At 67.7% G+C, this 18697-nt stretch carries 13 protein-coding genes; 6 read left to right on the forward strand and 7 right to left on the reverse strand.

The genetic code is table 11. From position 1 onward, the window contains the following. Positions 1-177: 177 nt before the first annotated feature. From ASC81_RS19180 to ASC81_RS19200, 5 genes are all read right to left on the reverse strand, one after another. The gene (locus tag ASC81_RS19180; RefSeq protein ID WP_056270586.1) at positions 178-975 is read right to left on the reverse strand and encodes a glutaminyl-peptide cyclotransferase; all 798 of its coding nucleotides are present in this window, start codon (positions 973-975) and stop codon (positions 178-180) included. Positions 976-1010: 35 nt separating this feature from the next. After that, positions 1011-2393 (reverse strand): TolC family protein, encoded by a 1383-nt coding sequence (locus ASC81_RS19185; RefSeq protein ID WP_162253765.1) that lies wholly within the window; start codon positions 2391-2393, stop codon positions 1011-1013. Between the two features lie 17 nt (positions 2394-2410). Next, positions 2411-4411: an ATP-binding cassette domain-containing protein gene (locus ASC81_RS19190; protein WP_056270591.1), complete on the reverse strand. Its 2001-nt coding sequence runs from the start codon at positions 4409-4411 to the stop codon at positions 2411-2413. Between the two features lie 121 nt (positions 4412-4532). Further along, positions 4533-5672: an efflux RND transporter periplasmic adaptor subunit gene (locus ASC81_RS19195; protein WP_056270594.1), complete on the reverse strand. Its 1140-nt coding sequence runs from the start codon at positions 5670-5672 to the stop codon at positions 4533-4535. 180 nt (positions 5673-5852) lie between these two features. Beyond that, complete coding sequence (locus tag ASC81_RS19200; RefSeq protein ID WP_056270596.1) at positions 5853-7763, reverse strand: glucokinase; 1911 nt, start codon at positions 7761-7763, stop codon at positions 5853-5855. Between the two features lie 343 nt (positions 7764-8106). Between ASC81_RS19200 and glk the strand changes: the two genes are divergently transcribed. The 6 genes from glk to ASC81_RS19230 all read left to right on the forward strand — a co-directional run bounded on the left by glk (position 8107) and on the right by ASC81_RS19230 (position 16844). Next, on the forward strand, positions 8107-9099 hold the full coding sequence (gene glk / locus ASC81_RS19205) for a glucokinase (RefSeq protein ID WP_056270599.1): 993 nt from the start codon (positions 8107-8109) through the stop codon (positions 9097-9099). Positions 9100-9534: 435 nt separating this feature from the next. Continuing rightward, complete coding sequence (locus ASC81_RS19210) at positions 9535-12312, forward strand: TonB-dependent receptor (protein WP_056270602.1); 2778 nt, start codon at positions 9535-9537, stop codon at positions 12310-12312. Positions 12313-12382: 70 nt separating this feature from the next. After that, a complete protein-coding gene (locus ASC81_RS19215) occupies positions 12383-13897 on the forward strand; it encodes a tryptophan halogenase family protein (RefSeq protein ID WP_056270605.1) in 1515 nt (504 codons plus the stop codon). A gap of 28 nt (positions 13898-13925) precedes the next feature. Next, entirely contained in the window at positions 13926-15242 is a 1317-nt protein-coding gene (locus ASC81_RS19220; RefSeq protein ID WP_082536655.1) for an alpha-amylase family glycosyl hydrolase, read from the forward strand. Continuing rightward, the gene (locus ASC81_RS19225) at positions 15239-15973 is read left to right on the forward strand and encodes a sugar nucleotide-binding protein (protein ID WP_056270612.1); all 735 of its coding nucleotides are present in this window, start codon (positions 15239-15241) and stop codon (positions 15971-15973) included. Before ASC81_RS19220 ends, ASC81_RS19225 begins: the two co-directional genes overlap by 4 nt. A gap of 31 nt (positions 15974-16004) precedes the next feature. Next, the gene (locus ASC81_RS19230) at positions 16005-16844 is read left to right on the forward strand and encodes a PA4780 family RIO1-like protein kinase (RefSeq protein ID WP_056270615.1); all 840 of its coding nucleotides are present in this window, start codon (positions 16005-16007) and stop codon (positions 16842-16844) included. On the opposite strand, the gene ASC81_RS19235 is transcribed toward ASC81_RS19230, so the two are convergent. Both ASC81_RS19235 and ASC81_RS19240 read right to left on the reverse strand, forming a co-directional pair. Beyond that, entirely contained in the window at positions 16845-17726 is an 882-nt protein-coding gene (locus tag ASC81_RS19235; protein ID WP_056270618.1) for a hypothetical protein, read from the reverse strand. A 57-nt stretch (positions 17727-17783) separates the two neighbouring features. Further along, positions 17784-18674, reverse strand: coding sequence for an ABC transporter substrate-binding protein (locus ASC81_RS19240; protein ID WP_056270620.1), 891 nt, complete (start codon positions 18672-18674; stop codon positions 17784-17786). Between the last annotated feature and the right edge of the window lie 23 nt (positions 18675-18697).

Consider the following 18697-nt stretch of genomic DNA (forward strand, 5'->3'; position numbering starts at 1 on the left):
TCCTGGGCGCCCGACATCGTCGTCGTGCTACCCAGCGGCGACCTGGCCCAGAGCAGCGGGCCGTCACCAGCCCCGATGGCAAGGCGGTCGCGCGCTTCCAGTCGGTGTGGAGGCGCAAGCCGGCCGGCGGCTGGGAGATCGTTTTCGACCAGGGCAGCGACGTCTGCAACTGACCCGTCAGCGCGGCTGGGTGAGCTGGATCTCGAACAGCCGCGGCCACAGCTTGCCGGTGACGAACAGGCGCTTGGCCGCCGCGTCGTAGGCGATGCCGTTGAGCACGTCGTCATGGCCCGTTCGCTGTGCCGCCGGCAGCAGGCCGGTCAGGTCGATCCAGCCGAGCACGCGGCCGCTGCTGGGGTCGATGCGGGCAATGCGATCGGTCTGCCAGACATTGGCCCAGATCTGGCCGTCCACCCACTCCAGCTCGTTGAGCTGCGCCACCGGCCGGCCTGCGGCGGTCACGCGCAGGCGGCGCAGCTCCTTGAAGGTCAGCGGGTCCAGGAGGCGCAGCTCGGCCGTGCCGTCGCTCATGATCAGCTCACGCTCGCTGTTCGCCAGGCCCCAGCCCTCGCCGGCATAGCTGAACTTGCGCCAGAGCTTGAAGGTCTTGAGGTCGAGCACGAAGGCGGTCTGCTCCTGCCAGGACAGGGCGATGAGGCGGTCACCCCAGCGCGTGATGCCTTCGCCGAACACCTCCGGTGGCAGGTCGACGGCCTGCAACACGCGGCCCGTCGTGATCTCGACCCTGCGGATGGTGGAGCGCCCGCGCAGGCCGGTGCTTTCGTACAGATGCCCGGCGTGGAAGAACAGGCCCTGCGTGAAGGCGTCGGGGTCGTGCGGGTAGCTCTGCACGACCTTGAAGCCTTGGACGGGCAGCGCGACGGCCGCATGTGTGCGAGTGGCGACGGCACCGCCGCCGAGCAGGGCCAGCGCGGCCAGCAGCGTACGTCGCCGAGGGTCGAATATCGGGTGCATGCCGTCAGCGTAAATCAGGTCGTTGATGGCGCTGCTCAGGCACCGCCCAGCGACTTGAACAAGGCGGCCTGCCGCAACCACTGCTGCAGCCGCAGCCGGATGCGTCCCTGCTCGGCGTCCAGCACTGCGCTGCGGGTCTGCAACCAATCGGCGCGAGCGACGGCGCCCACTTCGTAGCGCAGGGCGGCAAGCCGCTCGTTCTCGGTCGCCTCGCGCAGCCGGCCGGCGTTGGCGTCAAGCTGCTGGGCGGCGCGCTCGGCTTCGATCCGCTGGGTCTCGATGTCGGCCAGCGCGCGCTGCAGCGTGTCGCGCAGCACCAGCGCCGACAGGTCGAGTTCGGTGCGGGCGCCGTCGCGCTGCAGGGCCAGGCGTTGCCAGTCGATCATCGGCACGACCAGGCTGGCCCCGAGCGAGGCCAGCGGCTGCGACAGCCAGTCGCGCGCATGGCTGCCGCCGGTGCTGAGGCCTGCTGAAAAGCTCAGGCTCGGGTAGCGCGCGGCCTCGCTGGCCCGCAGTCGCGCGAGCGATGCATCAACCCCCAGGCGGGCCCGCTGCACGTCGGGCCGACGCGCCAGTACCTCGGCCGGCTCTGCCAGCCGCCAGCGCGGCGGATCGGCGGCGGGCAGCACCGCTTCAGGCGACGGGCCAGGCAGCGGCTCGTCGAGCAGCAGGGCCAGGATCTGCCGCTGCAACTGCGCGTCGGCGGTGAGGTCGGCCAGGCGCGACTCGGCGGCCTGCAGGTTGACGGCGATCTTGTCGAGCTCGATGGGCAGCAGCTTGCCCTCGCGCACGCGCTGGCGGGTCAGGTCCAGCGTCTCACGGGTCAGCGCGAGCTGGGCTTCGGCCAGCGGCCGCTGCGCGCCGATGGCGGCCAGCGTCCAGTAAGCCTCGGCCACCTGGCTACGGATCAACAGGCGGGCGGCCTCGATGTCGGTACGCGCCGCCTCGGCATTGGCGCGCTGGGCGGCCGTCGTCTGCGCCAGGCGGTCCCACAGGTCCAGCTCATAGCCGACGCCGACGGAGGCGCCATAACTGCGACTCCAGCCGGTGGACGTCGTCACCGGCACGGTGATGCCGCCGCCGATGTCGACATTGCGGGTGCTGCTCTGCGTTTCCACCGGTCGGCTCGCGTTGGTCGACAGGCTGGCGCTGGGCGTGAAGCGCAGCGCGCTCTGGTCGGCCAGCAACTGTGCCTGGCGCCAGCTGAGCGCGGCGCGGGCGATGTCGCGGTTGGCCTCCAGTGCGCGGTCCTGCAGCGCCGCCAGCTGCGGGTCGAGCAGGCCGGCCCAGTCGGGGCCGACGTCGCCGCCGGCGGCGCTCCAGCCCGAAGGCAAGGCAGCTTCAGGCGCCTGCGCAGTGGGGCCGTGCGCGCAGCCGGCGAGCAGCAGGGCGGCGAAGGCCATCGTGGTCAGCTTCATCTTGTTCACTCTCGTGCTCATTCGCGCGCCAGCGCATCCACGGGGCTCAATGCCGCCGCGCGCCGCGCGGGCAGGGTGCCGAACACCAGGCCGACCAGGCTGGACACCGCGAAGGCCACGCCCAGCGCCGCCCAGCTGACGACCACGACGACTTCCTTCTGCGCCGCGTTCAGCCCTTGCGCGGCGAGCCAGCTCAGGCCCACGCCCACCAGACCGCCCAGGCAGCACAGCACCACGGCTTCGATGAGGAACTGCAGCCGCACGTCGCCCTGGCGCGCGCCCACGGCCATGCGAATGCCGATCTCGCGGGTGCGCTCGGACACCGACACCAGCATGATGTTCATGACGCCCACGCCGCCGACCAGCAGCGAGATGGCACCGACGCCGGCGAAGACGGCCGCCATCGCGCTGGTGATCTGCTGGAACTTGCGGAACTCTTCTTCGGCGTTGAAGCTGCTGAAGTCCTCACGACCGTGCAAGGCCTTCAGACGGTGGATGACGTGCTCGCGCACCTGCTGCGGCGGCACGCTGGTGTCCAGTTGCACATCAAAGCTCCAGACCTCGGCGCGCGACTCCAGCTTGCGCCCGAACGTCGTGTTCGGCAGGTAGAGCTGGCTCTGGCCGCCGCTGAAGCTGATCGCGCCACCGTCTGCGGCGGCAATGCCGATGACGGTGAATGGCAGGGCAGCCGAGGGCGGCGCGGCCATCTGCCCGGCCGCCGGGCCACCGCCCAGCTGCAGCAGCACCACTTGGCCGATGGGCGACTGGCCCTTCTTGAACAGCGCGTCGCGCGCCTTCTCGTCCAGCACCAGCACCTGGCTGTGGGCCTCCAAGTCCATAGCGCCGAAGTAGCGCCCCTGCACGAGCTTGAGCTTGCGGCCCTTGAGCGTGTTGGCGTCGGCGGCCACGGCCTGCACCGTTGCGTCGCGGGAGCGGTGATGGGCGGTCAGCTGCATCTGCCGGTTCAGCGTGATGCCGCGTACGCCGTCCAGCGCGCGCAGCGAGTCGATCTCGTTGGGCCGGAAGGGTTTGGCCTGCACGCCCGGCGGCAGCGAGGGGTTGCCGGCCCAGACCGGGATGCGGCCGGACATCATGCTGGCGACATTGCTCTCGATGGAGTCACGGGCTGCCGTCGTCAACGCGACGATGCTGACCACCGAGGCGATGCCGATGCTGATGCCGAGCATGGACAACGCCGTGCGCAGCCGGTTGCTGCGCAGCGCCAGCAGCGCCGTGGCGACCGCTTCACGCCATTGCACGAGCCAGCGGCCGGGCCAGGCGCTGCGCTTCACGGGCGGTGCGTCGCTGGTTGGTTCGGCGGGCGCGACATGCCCGGCCGGCGTGCCGTTGTCGGCGACGACCTTGCCGTCCTTCAGCTCGATGACGCGGCGGGCATGGGCCGCCACGGCGGCATCGTGTGTGACGAGGATGATGGTGTGACCGCGCTCATTGAGCTCGCGCAGCAGACGCAGCATCTCGGCGCCCGAGGCGGAGTCGAGCGCGCCGGTGGGCTCGTCGGCCAGGATGATCTGGCCGCCATTCATCAGCGCCCGCGCGATGGACACGCGCTGCTGTTGTCCACCTGAGAGTTCGTTGGGGCGGTGATGCAGGCGGTCGCCCAGCCCAAGGCGTTCGAGCAATGCGCGCGCCCGCTCGCCGCGCGCGCCGGTGCCCACGCCGGCATAGACGGCCGGCAGGGCGGCGTTGGCGCGCGCGTCCAGGTGGGGAAGCAGGTGGTAGCGCTGGAAGATGAAGCCGAAGCGCTCGCGGCGCAGTGCGGCCAGCTCGTCGGCGCCGAGCGTGCTCGCGTCCTTGCCGTCGATGACGAAGCTGCCGTGGGTGGGGTTGTCCAGGCAGCCGAGCACGTTCATCAGCGTGCTCTTGCCAGAGCCCGACTGGCCCATGATGGCCACGAACTCGCCGGCCTCGATGGCCAGCGTCACGCCGTCAAGCGCGGGGACGTCGATCTCGCCGAGTTGGTAGTGGCGGGCGACGTTGTTGAGTTCGATCAGAGGCATGGGGAGGCCTCTGTGAACGTTGGCTTGCCGCCCAGGACCAGCGGGGATTTGGCTTCGCCGAAACCTTCGGTTTTCGCCCCCGCGGGCGAGTCACTTTCTTGGGCGCCCAAGAAGGTAACCATTAGCTGCTCGCCGCCGACGCCGCCGCATCCACCGCACTTGGCGGCGCCAGCAACACCTTCTCGCCCGCCTTCAAGCCGTCAACCACCTGAACCCTCGCTCCATCCTGCAGCCCCACTTTCACCTGCCGCGGCGCCTGCTTGTTGGCAGCGTCCAGCACCGTCACCGTGAAGCGCCCATCCTTGCCCCGCTCGCCCAGGGCCACGATGGGCATGGTCGGCACCTGCTTGACGGCACCGGTCTCGATGTCTACCTGCACCGTCATGTCGCTGAACAACGCGCGGTCGCGGTTGTCGACGTCGAAGAGCACGTTGTAGAAGACGGCATTGCCGGCGCGCTCGGGCACCGGCTGGATGACGCGCAGCTTGCCCTCGTAGCGCTTGCCCTCGCCCGACAGCGTGGTGAAGCGGGCCACCTGGCCCACCTTGACGGCCTGCACGTCGGCTTCGGGCACTTTGGTGCGCACGGTGATCGTGTCCAGGTCGGCCAACGTCAGGATGATGGGCGTGATCTGCACCGAGATGACCGTCTGACCAACCTGCACCGGCAGGTTGACGACGGTGCCGTCCATGGGCGCGGTGATGCGCGTGTAGGAAAGGTTGACCTTGCGCTTGTCCAGGTCGGCCTGCAGCCGCGCGAGGTTGGCGGCCTGGCCGCGCAGGTCGGCTTCGATCTTGGCCAGCTCGGTCTCGGCCTTCTCGGCCTCGTTGGCCGCAGTGGCTTGGCCGGCCAGCAGGCGCTGCTGGCGCTTGAGCTCGCGGCGGGCCGACTCGGCGTCGATGCGGCGGCTGTCGATGGCGGCGCCGGCCTGGGCGACGGCGGCTTCGGCCTGGGCCACGTCGCTGCGGGCCAGTTCGGGGTCGAGGCTGACGAGCAGCTGGCCTTTGCTGACCTTGTCGCCCAACTGGATGTGCAGGGTCTGGATCTGGCCGCTGACCTGGGCGCCGACATCGACGCGGGTCTTGGCCTGCAGCACGCCGGCGGCCTGCACGGTCTGGGACACATCGGCGAGTGCGACGACGCCGGTGGGAGGGGCAGGGGGTGCGGGCGGGGTGCGGGTGAACCACCAGGCGGCGCCACCGGCGGCGAGCAGGGCGACGACGATCAGGCGCACGCGCCAGCGTTTGAGAAAAGCTTTCATGTCCCTCCCAGGACTCATGGGGTCTGTTCGCCCCTTCGGTTCGCGTCGGCGCGATGGGTCGATGGCGTTGCTAGCGTATCAGTCGCACGGTAGCCGGGCCGGCCGCCGTCGACTCATCGTCTTGGGTGAAGCGCGACTTGGCGAAAGTCACGCACGACGCTGGGGTCAGGGCTTGCCCGCTCAACGGCTGTGCGAGGTCAGCCGCGCCAGCGGCGACGCCATGCTGACGCCGGGCGCCGCCGTGCTGGCACCGCGTCCGGCCTTGCCGTCGTCGTCCTCGCTGGCGCCGGCGGTCAGCGCGGCGATGCTGTCGGGGTTGCGGCGCATGGCCACGCCGACGGCCAGGATGTCGATGACCAGCAGATGCAGGATGCGGCTCACCATGGGCAGGTGCGTGGCGATGTCCTCGATGTGGTCGACGATCAGCGTCAGGTCGGCCTTCTTGGCCAGCGGGCTCTGGCTGGCCGTGATGGCGATGACCTTGGCGCCGCGCTCCTGCGCTTTATCGACCACCTGCAACAGCTCGGGCAGGCGGCCGCCGCTGCTGATGACGACGGCCACGTCGCCCTCGCGCAGCACGTCCGCGGCCAGCAGTTGCAGGCGCGGATCGGTGTAGGCGCCGCAAGGCATGCCGAAGCGCAGGAACTTGAACTGCGCGTCCTGGGCGACGACGCCGTAATGGCCGAGCGCGAAGAACTCGATGCGGTGTGCCGACAGCAGCATGTCGATGGCGCGGTCGATGGTGTCGCGGTTCAGGTGGCTGCGCACCTGCAGGATGGCGCTGGCCGTGTTGCCCAGCACCTTGGCGCCCAGCTCCAGCATGGAGTCGTTGGTGTTGACCTGCGTGTGCGTGACGGGCACCGTGCCCGTCAGGCCCGAGGCCAGGCGCAGCTTGAAGTCCGACAGGCCCTCGCAGCCCAGCGAGCGGCAGAAGCGGATGACGGTCGGCTGGCTGACGCCGGCGGCGCGGGCGATCTCGGCGATGGGATCGTTCAGCACCGAACGCGGCTGGGCCAGCACCAGGTCGGCCACGCGCAGCTCGGCCGGCGACAACTCGCTGCGCGCGCGCCGGATCTGGCCCAGGATGGCCGAGCCGGGCGAGGCCTGCAGGTTGCGCAGCTGGTTCTCGAGGATGGCCGACGCGCCTTTGAAGGTGGCGTGCTCGGCGGTGATGACGAAGGTCGGAATGGCCGACACGTATTCGCGGAAACGCCCCTTGTCCTCGAAGCGTTCGCGGAACGGGCTGCGGTCGAAATACTCGCCCAGGCGCGGCACGATGCCGCCGCCGATATAGATGCCGCCCAGCGATCCGAGCGTCACTGCCAGGTTGGCGGCGGCCGTGCCGAGCAGGCCGCAGAAGATTTCCAGCGTCTCCAGGCAGAGGGCGTCGCCGTCCTCCAGCGCGCGCTGGGTGATGGCGGGTGCCTGCAGCGGGTCCACGCTCACCCCGTTGCGGTCGGCCAGGGCGCGGTAGATCAGCTCCAGGCCGGGGCCGGAGATCAGGCGTTCATAAGACACATGGTCCAGCGTCTTCCACGCGAACTTGAGGATGTCCATCTCGCGCTCGTCGCGCGGGCCGAAGTTGACATGGCCGCCCTCCGTACCGAGGGCGATCCAGCCTTCACCCGCCGGAATCAGCCCCGACACGCCCAGGCCGGTGCCCGCACCCAGCAGGCCGATGACGCTGGGCCGCCGTGCCTGGCCGCCCCCGACCTGGTGCACGTCGGCCTCCGCCAGCCGCGGCAGCGCCATGGCGAGCGCGGTGAAGTCGTTGACGACGACGAGGGTGTCCAGCCCCAGCCGCTGGCGCATCTCGTCGATGGAGAACTGCCAGTGGTAGTTGGTCATGCGCACCCGGTCGCCTTCCACCGGATTGGCAATGGCGATGGCCGCGTGCGCGATCTGCTGCGTGCCACCGTCTTGCCAATTCAGCGACTCCAGATAGGCACGCACGGCGGCATGGAAGTCGGCATGGTCAGCACAGCGCAGCGAGGCCAGCTGCGTGAACTCGCCCGCGCCGGTTTCGAGCGTGAAACGGGCATAGGTGCCGCCGATATCGGCGAGCAGACGGGGGCTGTCGAAACGTGGCATGGGGCTGGCTGAACCTGAGAATGAACGGTCGATTATCAGCAGATGCGTTGGCGGGTCAGCCGGCGCGCCTCGCAGGCGATCTTCGTGATGGCGCTGAAAAGCGCTGTAGCTGCACTACGGCTCACACACCGCGGTTTCCATGCGGCGATCACTGGGTCAATGAACGCTGAAACCGTTTTCGCCCTAGTGGAACGAAACCCAGGGTGCATTTGTATTGTCGATTTCATGTAGTTTTGCTACCGTCCGCCGCGCCGCCAATTTCACCTTCAGAACCCGTGTTTGCCCCTGTCCGCCTCCTGAATATCCACAGCTTGTCGTGCCCCCTCGATTCCGGAGCCCGGGCATGAGCGCGGTCTATCCCTGGCTGGTGGCAGACATCGGCGGCACGAATGCCCGTTTCGGCATCGTGGCCGGCCCAGGCGCCGCGGTGGAAGACGTGCGGGTGTTGTCGGTGGCGGGCCATGCGGGCTTGGCAGCGGCGGTGCGAACCTATGTGGACGGTCAAGCGCCCGGCAGCGCCGCGCCCAGGAGTGCCGCCCTTGCGCTCGCCACGGCGATCACTGATGACCGGATCGAGTTGACCAACGGTGCCTGGGGCTTCTCGCGCGCTCAGACCCAGGCCGAACTGGGTTTGCAGACGCTGATCTGCTTGAACGACTTTGAAGCCCAGGCGCTGTCGTTGCCGCGCCTCAAGTCGCACCAGTTGCGTTCATGGGGCGCGCCGCCGCCGCCGGTTGACAGCGTCGCCACCGGCACCGTGATGGCCGTCATCGGCCCGGGGACGGGCCTGGGTGTCGGTGGCGTGGTGCGTGCGCCGGGCCGCTGGCTGGCGCTGCCGGGCGAAGGCGGTCACGTCACACTGGCGCCAGCCGACGATTTCGAGAGCGCCGTGTTGAGCCACGCGCGCCGCGAGTTCCCGCATGTGTCGGCCGAACGCTTCCTGTCGGGCATCGGCCTGCCGGTGCTGTGCCGCTCGGTGGCGGCTGCGCTGGGTGAAGGTGAAGATGTCAGCGCGCTGCCGACCGAACAGATCGTCGCGCGCGGCCTGAGCGGCGAGTCCCCGGCCTGCGTGCGCACGCTGGATGTCTTCTGCGCCATGCTCGGCGGCTTTGCCGGGAGCGTTGCCCTAACGCTGGGTTCGCGCGGTGGCGTCTTCATCGGCGGCGGCATCGTGCCGCGTCTGGGCGAGCGCTTCTTCCAGTCTGAGTTCCGGGCTCGCTTCGAGGCCAAGGGCCGCTTCCAGTCCTATCTGGAGGGCATCCCGACCGCTCTCATCACCGACACGCTCGCCGCGCTGTCGGGCGCCGCCCTGGCGCTGGAGCAGGCCGACGCCTGACCGCCCGCGCGCAGGTCTGCGCGCGCGGCTCTTCTCTTCCTTCACGAGATTCTTCTGTGCTGGCGTTGCTTCGGCTGCGCAAGCACGGGCGCTGGCGTGCGCCCGGTCGCGCGTACTGTCGATGCAGCCCCGACGGTCAACCACCTGTTGTTAACCCTAGATTGAGGCTGTAGTTGAGCTACAAGATTCGTCTTGGGTTCAAGTTCAGTCCACGAGATGTCAGTCGCAATCCCCTGTTCCATGCTGGTATACCCTTGGTTTCAGGGTGAAATCAGGTCGCTTATGCGCAACGTCTAGGGTTTACGCAGGTGCGGAAAAAAATCTAGTTTTGATACAAACGCGGTGGAGACACAAGGTTCTCGCCCAACAAGAAGCAAGCCGGCCGCCGGCTCGCATTCGGGCAAGCCGTTTTGCAATGAACTAGAGGAGACATCCATGACCAAGAGCCAAGACAAGCGCGGATCGGGCACCGCCGCGTTCTTCCGCATCAGTCCGGTCGCCGTCGGCTGCACGCTGCTGATCGCCACCACCTGCGCAAGCGCTCAGCAGACCGCTGCCCCCCAGACGCTGGACACCGTGGTTGTCACGGGTATCCGCAAGGGCATCGAAGACGCCATCGTCACCAAGAAGAATTCGAACTCCATCATCGAGTCGATCTCCGCCGAAGACATCGGCAAGCTGCCGGACACCAGCATTGCGGAATCGATTGCCCGCCTGCCTGGCATCGCTGCGCAGCGCACGCGTGGCCGCGCCTCCCAGATCAGCATTCGCGGCATGGCGCCCGACTACGCCGCCACGCTGCTGAACGGTCGCGAGCAGGTCACCACGGGTGACAGCCGCGGCGTCGAGTTCGACCAGTTCCCCGGCGAACTGATCAGCAAGGTCGACATCTACAAGTCGCCTGACGCAGCGCTGGTCGGGCATGGCCTGTCTGGCACATTCAACATGCAGACGGCACGGCCGCTTGCATTCAAGCAGCGCGCTGCGGCCGTCAACTATCGCCAACAGAAGCTGGGCGTCGGCACGATCAGCGAGGGCGATGGCTCTCGTGCCAGCGTGTCCTACATCGACAACTTCGCTGACCGCACGATCGGCATTGCACTGGGCTTTGCGCGCCTCGACGAAACGACCGGCCAGACCGAGCGTTTCGACTCCTGGGGCGGTGGCACGACCACCTTCAATGGCCAGACGGTCAACGTGCCGTACAACGGTTTTGGGTTGTTCGCCGACCAGACCAAGCAAACGCGCGACGGCGCAATGGCAGTGCTTCAGTTCAAGCCCAACGCCAATTTCGAGAGCGCGGTCGACGTCTACTACTCGAAGTTCGATCAGGTCAAAAGCACCAAAGGCTTCCAAGCGCCGCTGAACGACTCGTGGCTGGACCCGGCAGGCAACGGCTACGACAAGCCGGGCACGCTGACCAGCGCCACGCTGAGCGGCAGCAATGTCACGCAGGGCACGTTCAACAACGTCCGCGCCGTCATCCGCAACGATGCTGAGGACCTGAAGGACCGCCTCAGCTCGGTAGGCTGGAACAACAAGCTGAAGTTCGCCGAAGACTGGATGGTCGAAGCCGACCTGAACCGTTCGACGGCCAAGCGCCGTGGCCAGATCCTCGAAACCACCGCCGGCACAGCGCAATCGGCGCTGAACACGGCGCAACTCGACACGATGCAGTTCACCGATGGTCGCAGCTTCACGCCGGGCCTGAACTACACCGACCGCAATATCGTCAAGCTGACCGACGTGCAAGGTTGGGGTGGTGGCGTCAACTCGCCGCAGGCGGGCTACTCCAAGCTGCCCAACGTCAATGACGAGCTGAACTCCGGCAAGGTCGTGCTGCACAGGGCGCTGAAGGACAACGCGTGGTTCTCCGGCTACCAGTTCGGCGCCAACTACACCGAGCGTGAGAAGACGCGCGCTTACATCGAGGGTCGACTGATCATCGCCGGCGGCACCAGCGGGCTTGCTTCAGCCGCGATGCCTGGCTCTGACACGCTGACGCTCAGCGGCGTCAGCTTCGCGACGTTTGATCCCACGAATGCCATCGGCTCCGTCTACCAGATCGCCCCCAAGCTGCATCCGGACATCTACAACAAGGACTGGAAGGTTCAGGAAAAGCTGACCACCGCTTTTGCCAAAGCCGACATCGACACTGAACTGCTGGGCATGCCCGTGCGCGGCAACCTCGGTCTGCAGATCGTCGGTACCAAGCAGAACTCAACCGGCTTCAATGTGGACCGCGGCAATTGCCCCAGCGACCAGAACTGCCCGGCGCTGGAGAGCAAGGGCGGCACGCGCTACACCGACGTGCTGCCGAGCCTGAACTTGAACTTCGAGCTCAGCGCTGACCAGATCGTTCGCCTGGGTGTGTCGCGCGTGATGGCTCGCGCCAACCTCAACGAGATGCGTGCGAGCCTGGGCCTGAGCGTCAGCACCTTCAACGAGAACGGCGTGCAGCGCGAGATCTATACCGGTGACGCGGGCAACCCCGCGCTGGAACCGACGCGCGCCAACGCCTTTGACATCGCCTACGAGAAGTACTTCGGTACCAAGGCCTATGTCGGCGTCGCGGGCTTCTACAAGGATTTGCGTACCTATGTGCTGCGCCAGTCGGTGCCGTTCGACTTCTCCTCCTACATCACGCCTTCCACCAAGAAGCTGCCAAGCAACATCGGTGCACTGACGATGCCGCTCAACGGCAACGGCGGCAAGCTGCAAGGTGTCGAGCTGTCAGCCTCGCTGCCGTTCAGCATGCTGTGGCGGCCGCTGGATGGCTTCGGCATGCAGGCCAACTACAGCTACACCGACAGCTCGGTCAAGCTGCTGCTCGGCGGCGTGACGGTGGATGGCATCAGCTCCGTCGACATCCCGCTGCCCGGCCTGTCCAAGAACGTCAGCAACCTGACGCTCTACTACGACAAGTACGGCTTCTCGGCCCGCGTGGCCGCTCGCAAGCGCAGCGACTTCATCGGCGAAGTCAGCAGCTTCACGGGCGACAAGCAGTTCACCTGGGTCAAGGGCGACACCGTCACCGACGTGCAGCTCGGCTACGAAATGCAGAGCGGCATGTTCAAGGGTCTTTCGCTGGTGTTCCAGATCAACAACGTCACCGACGAGCCGTTCATCCGTTACGCCAACAATCCGAACGACATCCGCGAGAACACCAAGTACGGCAAGACCTACCTGTTCGGTCTGAATTACAAGCTGTAATCCGGTCGACCCTTTGGCCCTCGCCAGCGTAAGGTGGCGGGGGCCTTTTCATTTGCGAAGCGCTGTTCCCATGCATCAGATAGATCGCATCGTCATCGTCGGTGGTGGCACTGCCGGCTGGATGACCGCCACTGCTCTGGCCACGGTGTTGCGTGGCCGGTACCAGATCCGTGTCGTCGAGTCCGACGAGATCGGCACGGTCGGCGTCGGCGAGGCGACCATCCCGATGATCCAGCGCTTCAACCGGCTGCTCGGCATCGACGAGAACGAGTTCCTGCGTGAGACCTGCGGCAGCTTCAAGCTCGGGATCGAGTTCGTGAACTGGGGCCGTTTGGGCGACCGCTACATGCACGGTTTTGGCCGCCTCGGCCAGGACCTGTGGACGGTACCGTTCGACCAGTACTGGCAGCGCATGCACACGCTCGGCCGGGCGCAGCCACTGGAGCAGTACTGCATCGCGCGCATGGCGGCGCTGGCCAACAAGTTCATGCCGCCGCGCACCGACCTCGGCAACTCGCCACTGGCCGAGATTGCCTATGCCTACCACTTCGACGCCAGCCTCTATGCGCGCTACCTGCGCCGCTTGAGCGAGCAGCGCGGCGTGCAGCGCATCGAGGGCAAGATCACCCATGCCACGCGCCGCGGCGAAGGCGCTCAGGCCGGGCACATCGACGCCGTGATGCTGGAAAGCGGCGAGCGCGTCGAGGGCGACCTGTTCATCGACTGCTCAGGCTTCCGTGGCCTGCTGATCGAGCAGACGCTTGGCACCGGCTTCGAGGACTGGACCCACTGGCTGCCTTGTGACCGTGCGCTGGCTGTGCCTTGTGAATCGGTCGCACCGCTGACCCCCTACACCCGCTCCACCGCCCACCGCGCCGGCTGGCAATGGCGCATCCCGTTGCAGCACCGCATCGGCAACGGCCATGTCTATTGCAGTCAGCACATCAGCGACGACGAGGCCGCCGCCACGCTGATGGCCAACCTCGATGGCAAACCCCTGGCCGACCCGCGCCCCATCCGCTTCAAGACCGGCATGCGCCGCCTTGCCTGGAACGAAAACGTCATCGCCATCGGCCTGGCCAGCGGTTTCCTGGAGCCGCTGGAGTCCACCTCCATCCACCTGATCCAGTCGGCCATCCAGCAGCTGATCGACTTCTTCCCGGACCGTGGTTTTGACGCGACCGACATCGCGGAATTCAACCGCCACAGCCGCTTCCACTACGAGCGCATCCGCGACTTCGTCATCCTGCACTACCACCTGAACCAACGCGACGACTCCGCGTTCTGGCAGGCCTGTGCGCACATGGCGATCCCCGACACGCTCAAGGAGAAGATCGATCTCTACCGCAGCCACGGCCGCGTCATCCGCCGCGACAACGAACTCTTTAGCGAGGTGGGGTGGGTCCAGGTCATGGAAGGCCAGAACCTCAAACCGCTGCGTCACCATCCGCTGGCCGAGCTGCAGACCGAGCAGGACACGCACGACTACCTCGAAGGCGTCCGTGAGGTGATTGCCAAATGCGTGGAGGTCATGCCCGACCACGCTGCCTATATCGCGCAGCACTGCGCGGCCAAGCCCATGTGAGCCTGGCCTTGCCGACCGAGAATCCACCATGCCTAACCGCCGGACCGTGCTGACCGCTGCGACCTCGCTCGCCCTGCCCATGATGAACACCGCCACCGCTGCCACTGCCACCGCAAGTGCGGCTGACATGCCCCATCTCCCCTGGTCCCGCCAGGCCGTCATCTACCAAGTCAACGTGCGCCAGTATTCGCAGGCCGGCACCTTCAAGGCCGTGCAGGCCGACCTGCCACGGCTCAAGGCGCTGGGCGTCGACATCCTGTGGCTGATGCCGGTGCAGCCCATCGGCAAGCTCAACCGCAAGGGCACGCTGGGCAGCTATTACTCGATCAGCGACTACACGGCCGTGAACCCCGAGTTCGGCACGCTGGCCGATGCCAAGGCCTTCGTCGCGGCGGCACACAAGCTCGGCCTCAAGGTCATCCTCGACTGGGTGGCCAACCACACCGCCTGGGACCACGCCTGGGCGACGGCGCACAAGGATTGGTACAAGCTCAATGCCAAGGGCGAGATCTACCCGGTCACCTTCAACGAAGGCCAGCCCGGCGAGGAGCACTGGACCGACGTGGTCGCGCTGGACTACAAAAGCCAGGCCCTGCGCGACGCGATGATCGACGCGATGGCCTTCTGGGTGCGCGAGGTCGGCCTGGACGGCTTCCGCTGCGACGTGGCGAGCCTGGTGCCGACCGACTTCTGGGTCCGTGCACGTAAGGCGCTCGACGCCATCAAGCCGATGTTCATGCTGGCCGAGTCCGACGCCATCGAACTGCACACGAGCGGCGCCTTCGACATGACCTATTCCTGGGATTTGGCAGACCAGGTGTTCAAGAAGATCGGCAAGGGCGAGGCGGGAGCGCCATTGCTGAAGGCCTGGCTGGCCAAGGAACAAGGCCCGGGCAATGGCTACCCGGCCCACGCCTATCGCATGCGCTTCACGAGCAACCATGACTTCAACTCCTGGCACGGCACCGACGCTGATCTCTACGGCGACGCCTACCCGGCGCTGGCGGTGCTGACCTTCACGCTGCCCGGCATGCCGCTGATCTACAACGGCCAGGAGTCCCGCCTGACCAAAAAGCTGGAATTCTTCGAGAAGGACCCGATTGCCTGGAAGAGCCATGAGCTGACGGGCTTCTACCAGCGGCTCATCGCGTTGAAGCACAAGCATCCGGCCTTGGCGGCCGGGCAGTACGGCGCGCCCGTCAAGCTGCTGGACGCGCCCGCCGACGTGGTCGCCTTCGAGCGCCGGCTCGGCAACGACGTCGTGCGCGTCGCCGTCAACCTGTCCAGGACCGAGCAGGCCTGGGGTGCCAGCAAGCTCGGGCCCTGGGGTTGGAGCCTGTCTTGAGAATCCTCATCACCGGCCTGAACGGCACGCTCGCCCCGCGCCTGGCCGAAGCCGCGCGCGCGGCGGGGCACGAAGTGATTGGCTGGGACCGCAAGGCGGTGGACATCGACGACGAGAAGCTGTCGGCCGCCTGGCTGTCCGCGCAGTCCGTGGATGCCATTGCCCACCTCGGCATGTCCTCGGCGCGCTTCGCTGGCTGGCTGGCCTCGCGCTGCCCGAACTTCCTGTTCACCAGCACCGTCATGGTGTTCGACCACGAGCCCGACGGCCCGCACGACGTGGCCGACACGCGCAACTCCACCAATGACTACGGCCTCTACAAGGCCGAGTGCGAAGACGCCGTGCTGCTGGCCTGCGAGCGCCCCGTCATCGCCCGCATCGGCTGGCAGATCGACGAGACGCGGCCCGGCAACAACATGCTGCTGACGCTGGACGAGTGGCAGCAACGCGATGGCTGCGTGAAGGCCAGCAGCGCCTGGACGCCCGCCTGCTCCTTCATGGCCGACACGGCCGTGGCCCTGTTGGGTCTCATCGAGCGGCCCTTGGCCGGCGTGCACCACCTGGACAGCAATGCCGACGAGGCCTGGCGCTTCGACGAGCTGGCCCGTGCGCTGGCGCGGAAGTTCGGCCGCGACTGGCGCGTCGAGGCGCACCAGGACTATCGCCACGACCAGCGCCTCGTCGGCGGGCCGACCGGGCTGCCGCCACTGTCGGCGCGTCTGTCGCGTTAGCCGCTGGTTCCAGCGGCCCGACAATCCGGGCATGAAAGCACCCCCACGCCTGCAGGCACTGATTGACGAAGGCCTGATCGACACGGTCGTGCGGCAGCTCAAGAGCGGCAAGGAAGCCGATGTCTACGTGGTGCGCTGCGGCGACGACACCTGCGCCGCCAAGGTCTACAAGGAAGCCAACAAGCGGGGCTTCCGCCAGGCGGTGGACTACACCGAGAACCGCAAGGTGCGCAACAGCCGCCAGGGGCGCGCCATGGCCAAGCGCACGACCTATGGCCGCCAGCAGCAGGAGGCTGCGTGGCAGAGCGCCGAGGTGGACGCGCTGTACCGGCTGGCCGCGGCCGGCGTGCGCGTGCCGCAGCCTGGCAACTTCCACGACGGCGTGCTGCTGATGGAGCTGGTGGCCGATGAACACGGCGACGCCGCACCGCGCCTGAACGACCTGAGCTTCACCGCCACCGAGGCGCTGCAGCACCATGCGACGCTGATTGACGAGGTGGTGCGCATGCTGTGCGCGGGCGTCATCCACGGCGATCTGTCGGAGTTCAATGTACTGCTGGCGGCCGACGGGCCGGTCATCATCGACCTGCCGCAGGCGGTGGACGCCGCCGGCAACAACCACGCGCCGCGCATGCTGATCCGCGATGTCAACAACCTGCGCAACTTCTTCGGCCAGTACGCGCCGGCCCTGCTGGGCACGCAATATGGCCCCGAGATCTGGGCCATCTACGCCACCGGCCGGCTGGTGCCGGGCATGCCGTTGACCGGGCGCTACGAGCGCAAGGCCGGCGAGGTGGATTTGTCCAGCGTGCTGCGCGAGATCGAGGATGCGCGGCTGGAAGAAGCGGAGCGGGTGCTGCGCATGAGCTGATCAGGCAGGCTCGCCGGGTTGCAGCCACAGCTCGCGCCGCTGCAGCGGCGTCTGCGGCGGCAGCAGCGGGTTCTGCAACCTGATGACGCGTTCGCGGCTGACCGCATGCGTCTTGATCAGCGCGCCGAAATGGGCCTGGTGCAGCTGCTGCAGCGAGCCTTCGGCCACCGCCTTCTCCAGCCCGGCGCGCAGCAACTCGGCCAGCTCCGGCCGGCGCGGCGAAACAAACAGATAGGCTGCCGCCGGGTAGTGCAGCATCAGATTGGGCACCACGGTGAGGTCGGGGTGGCGATTGCTGGCCAGCTCGGCGTCCACCTCGAACACCGCCCGCGGAAAGTAGTCGAAGCGGGCCGAGGACAGCATGCGGAACAAGGCGTCATAGCCGCTGGCGGTGCTGACCTGCAGGCCGTTGGCGCGCAGGATGGCGGTGTCGGGCCAGTCGTGGCCCTGGCCGGCGACGCGTTGCTTCAGGTCGTCCAGGCCGCGCAGCCGGGCCCAGCGCGGCAGGTCGGCCCGGCGCACCAGCAGCACGCGCCAGCCCATCAGGCCGCGGTCGATGGGGATGCGAACCGGCAGCAGGCCCGACGACTCTCGCTCATGGTCAGTCATCGTCCACATCAGGTCGATGGGGCTGCTGCCGCGCGCCAGTTCCGTCAGGCTGCGGCCCTGGTACATCTCCAAGTTCATCAGTTGGACATCGCCACTGACGCCGGCCCGGTCCAGCGCCAGCATCACGAGGCGGCGCACATAGGGCAGCTGTGGGTCGGCGGTGCTCATGTGCCGCGGCAGCCAGACGCGCACGGACTCGGCACGCGCAAGCGGCGCGGCAAGCGCCCCGAGCAGCAGGGCCCGCCTGGGGATGTCGAACAGGTGAGGAATCATGGCGACCCATCATGCCAGCCTCATAAATGGGCGGGCCAATGAGTTTCACCTGCCGCGCTAGGCTGTCTCGCCGGGTTGCAACCACAGCTCGCGGCGCTGCAGCGGCGTCTCGCGAGGCAGCAGCGGGTTGCTGAGCTTGAGCACGCGCCCGGGCGCGATCGGGTGGGCCTTCAGCGCGGCGCCATAGCGCTCGCGATGCAGGCGCTGGAAGCTGCCCTCCGCCACGGCCACCTCCAGCCCCGCCTTCAAAGCGGCGGCCAGCTCGGGCCGGTGCGGGCTGACGAACAGGTAGGCCGCCGCCGGGTAGTGCAGCATCAGGCCCGGCGCGATGGCCAGCTCCGGATGGCGGCCGCCGGCCATCTCGGCATCGATCTCCAGGATGGAGCGCGGGAAGTAGTCGACCCGGCCGGCCGCGAGCATGCGGAACAGCGCCTGATAGCCGCTGCTGGTACCGACCTGAAGCCCGTTGGCGCGCAGGATGGTGGTGTCCGGCCAGTCATGTCCCTGGCCTGCCAGGCGGCCGCGCAGGTCTTGCAGGCTGCGCACGCGGGCCCACTGCGCCAGCTCGCCGCGGCGCACCAGCAGCAATCGCCAGCCCATCAATCCGCGGTCGATGGGGATGCGAACCGGCAGCAGCCCGGACGATTCGCGCTCACGGTCCGTCACGGTCCACATCAGGTCGATGGGGCTGTTGCCCGTGGCCAGCTCGACGAGCGTTCGGCCCTGCGCCATGTCGAGGGCGACGGGGCGGATCTCCAGCTTGCTGCCGGCGCGCGCCAGCGCCAGCTCGACGAGGCGGCGCACATAGTCCAGCTGCGGGTCCGGCATGCTGATGTGGCGCGGCAGGCGCACTGGCTCACCGGACTGGGCATGCAGCGTGCGGCCGGCCAGCAGCAGTGGCAGGGCCAGCAGCGGCCGGCGGCGCAGCGTAGTCTCGGTGGGCAGCATGAAGCCGAATCATGCGACAGCGC

Source organism: Pelomonas sp. Root405 (assembly GCF_001425165.1).
GTDB lineage: Bacteria > Pseudomonadota > Gammaproteobacteria > Burkholderiales > Burkholderiaceae_C > Pelomonas.

What these genes read in the sequence shown, in the direction of transcription:
- ASC81_RS19180 (WP_056270586.1), bottom strand. Translation starts at nt 975, where the DNA reads ATGCACCCGATATTCGACCCTCGGCGACGTACGCTGCTGGCCGCGCTG.
- ASC81_RS19185 (WP_162253765.1), bottom strand. Translation starts at nt 2,393, where the DNA reads ATGAAGCTGACCACGATGGCCTTCGCCGCCCTGCTGCTCGCCGGCTGC.
- ASC81_RS19190 (WP_056270591.1), bottom strand. Translation starts at nt 4,411, where the DNA reads ATGCCTCTGATCGAACTCAACAACGTCGCCCGCCACTACCAACTCGGC.
- ASC81_RS19195 (WP_056270594.1), bottom strand. Translation starts at nt 5,672, where the DNA reads ATGAAAGCTTTTCTCAAACGCTGGCGCGTGCGCCTGATCGTCGTCGCC.
- ASC81_RS19200 (WP_056270596.1), bottom strand. Translation starts at nt 7,763, where the DNA reads ATGCCACGTTTCGACAGCCCCCGTCTGCTCGCCGATATCGGCGGCACC.
- glk (WP_056270599.1), top strand. Translation starts at nt 8,107, where the DNA reads ATGAGCGCGGTCTATCCCTGGCTGGTGGCAGACATCGGCGGCACGAAT.
- ASC81_RS19210 (WP_056270602.1), top strand. Translation starts at nt 9,535, where the DNA reads ATGACCAAGAGCCAAGACAAGCGCGGATCGGGCACCGCCGCGTTCTTC.
- ASC81_RS19215 (WP_056270605.1), top strand. Translation starts at nt 12,383, where the DNA reads ATGCATCAGATAGATCGCATCGTCATCGTCGGTGGTGGCACTGCCGGC.
- ASC81_RS19220 (WP_082536655.1), top strand. Translation starts at nt 13,926, where the DNA reads ATGCCTAACCGCCGGACCGTGCTGACCGCTGCGACCTCGCTCGCCCTG.
- ASC81_RS19230 (WP_056270615.1), top strand. Translation starts at nt 16,005, where the DNA reads ATGAAAGCACCCCCACGCCTGCAGGCACTGATTGACGAAGGCCTGATC.
- ASC81_RS19235 (WP_056270618.1), bottom strand. Translation starts at nt 17,726, where the DNA reads ATGATTCCTCACCTGTTCGACATCCCCAGGCGGGCCCTGCTGCTCGGG.
- ASC81_RS19240 (WP_056270620.1), bottom strand. Translation starts at nt 18,674, where the DNA reads ATGCTGCCCACCGAGACTACGCTGCGCCGCCGGCCGCTGCTGGCCCTG.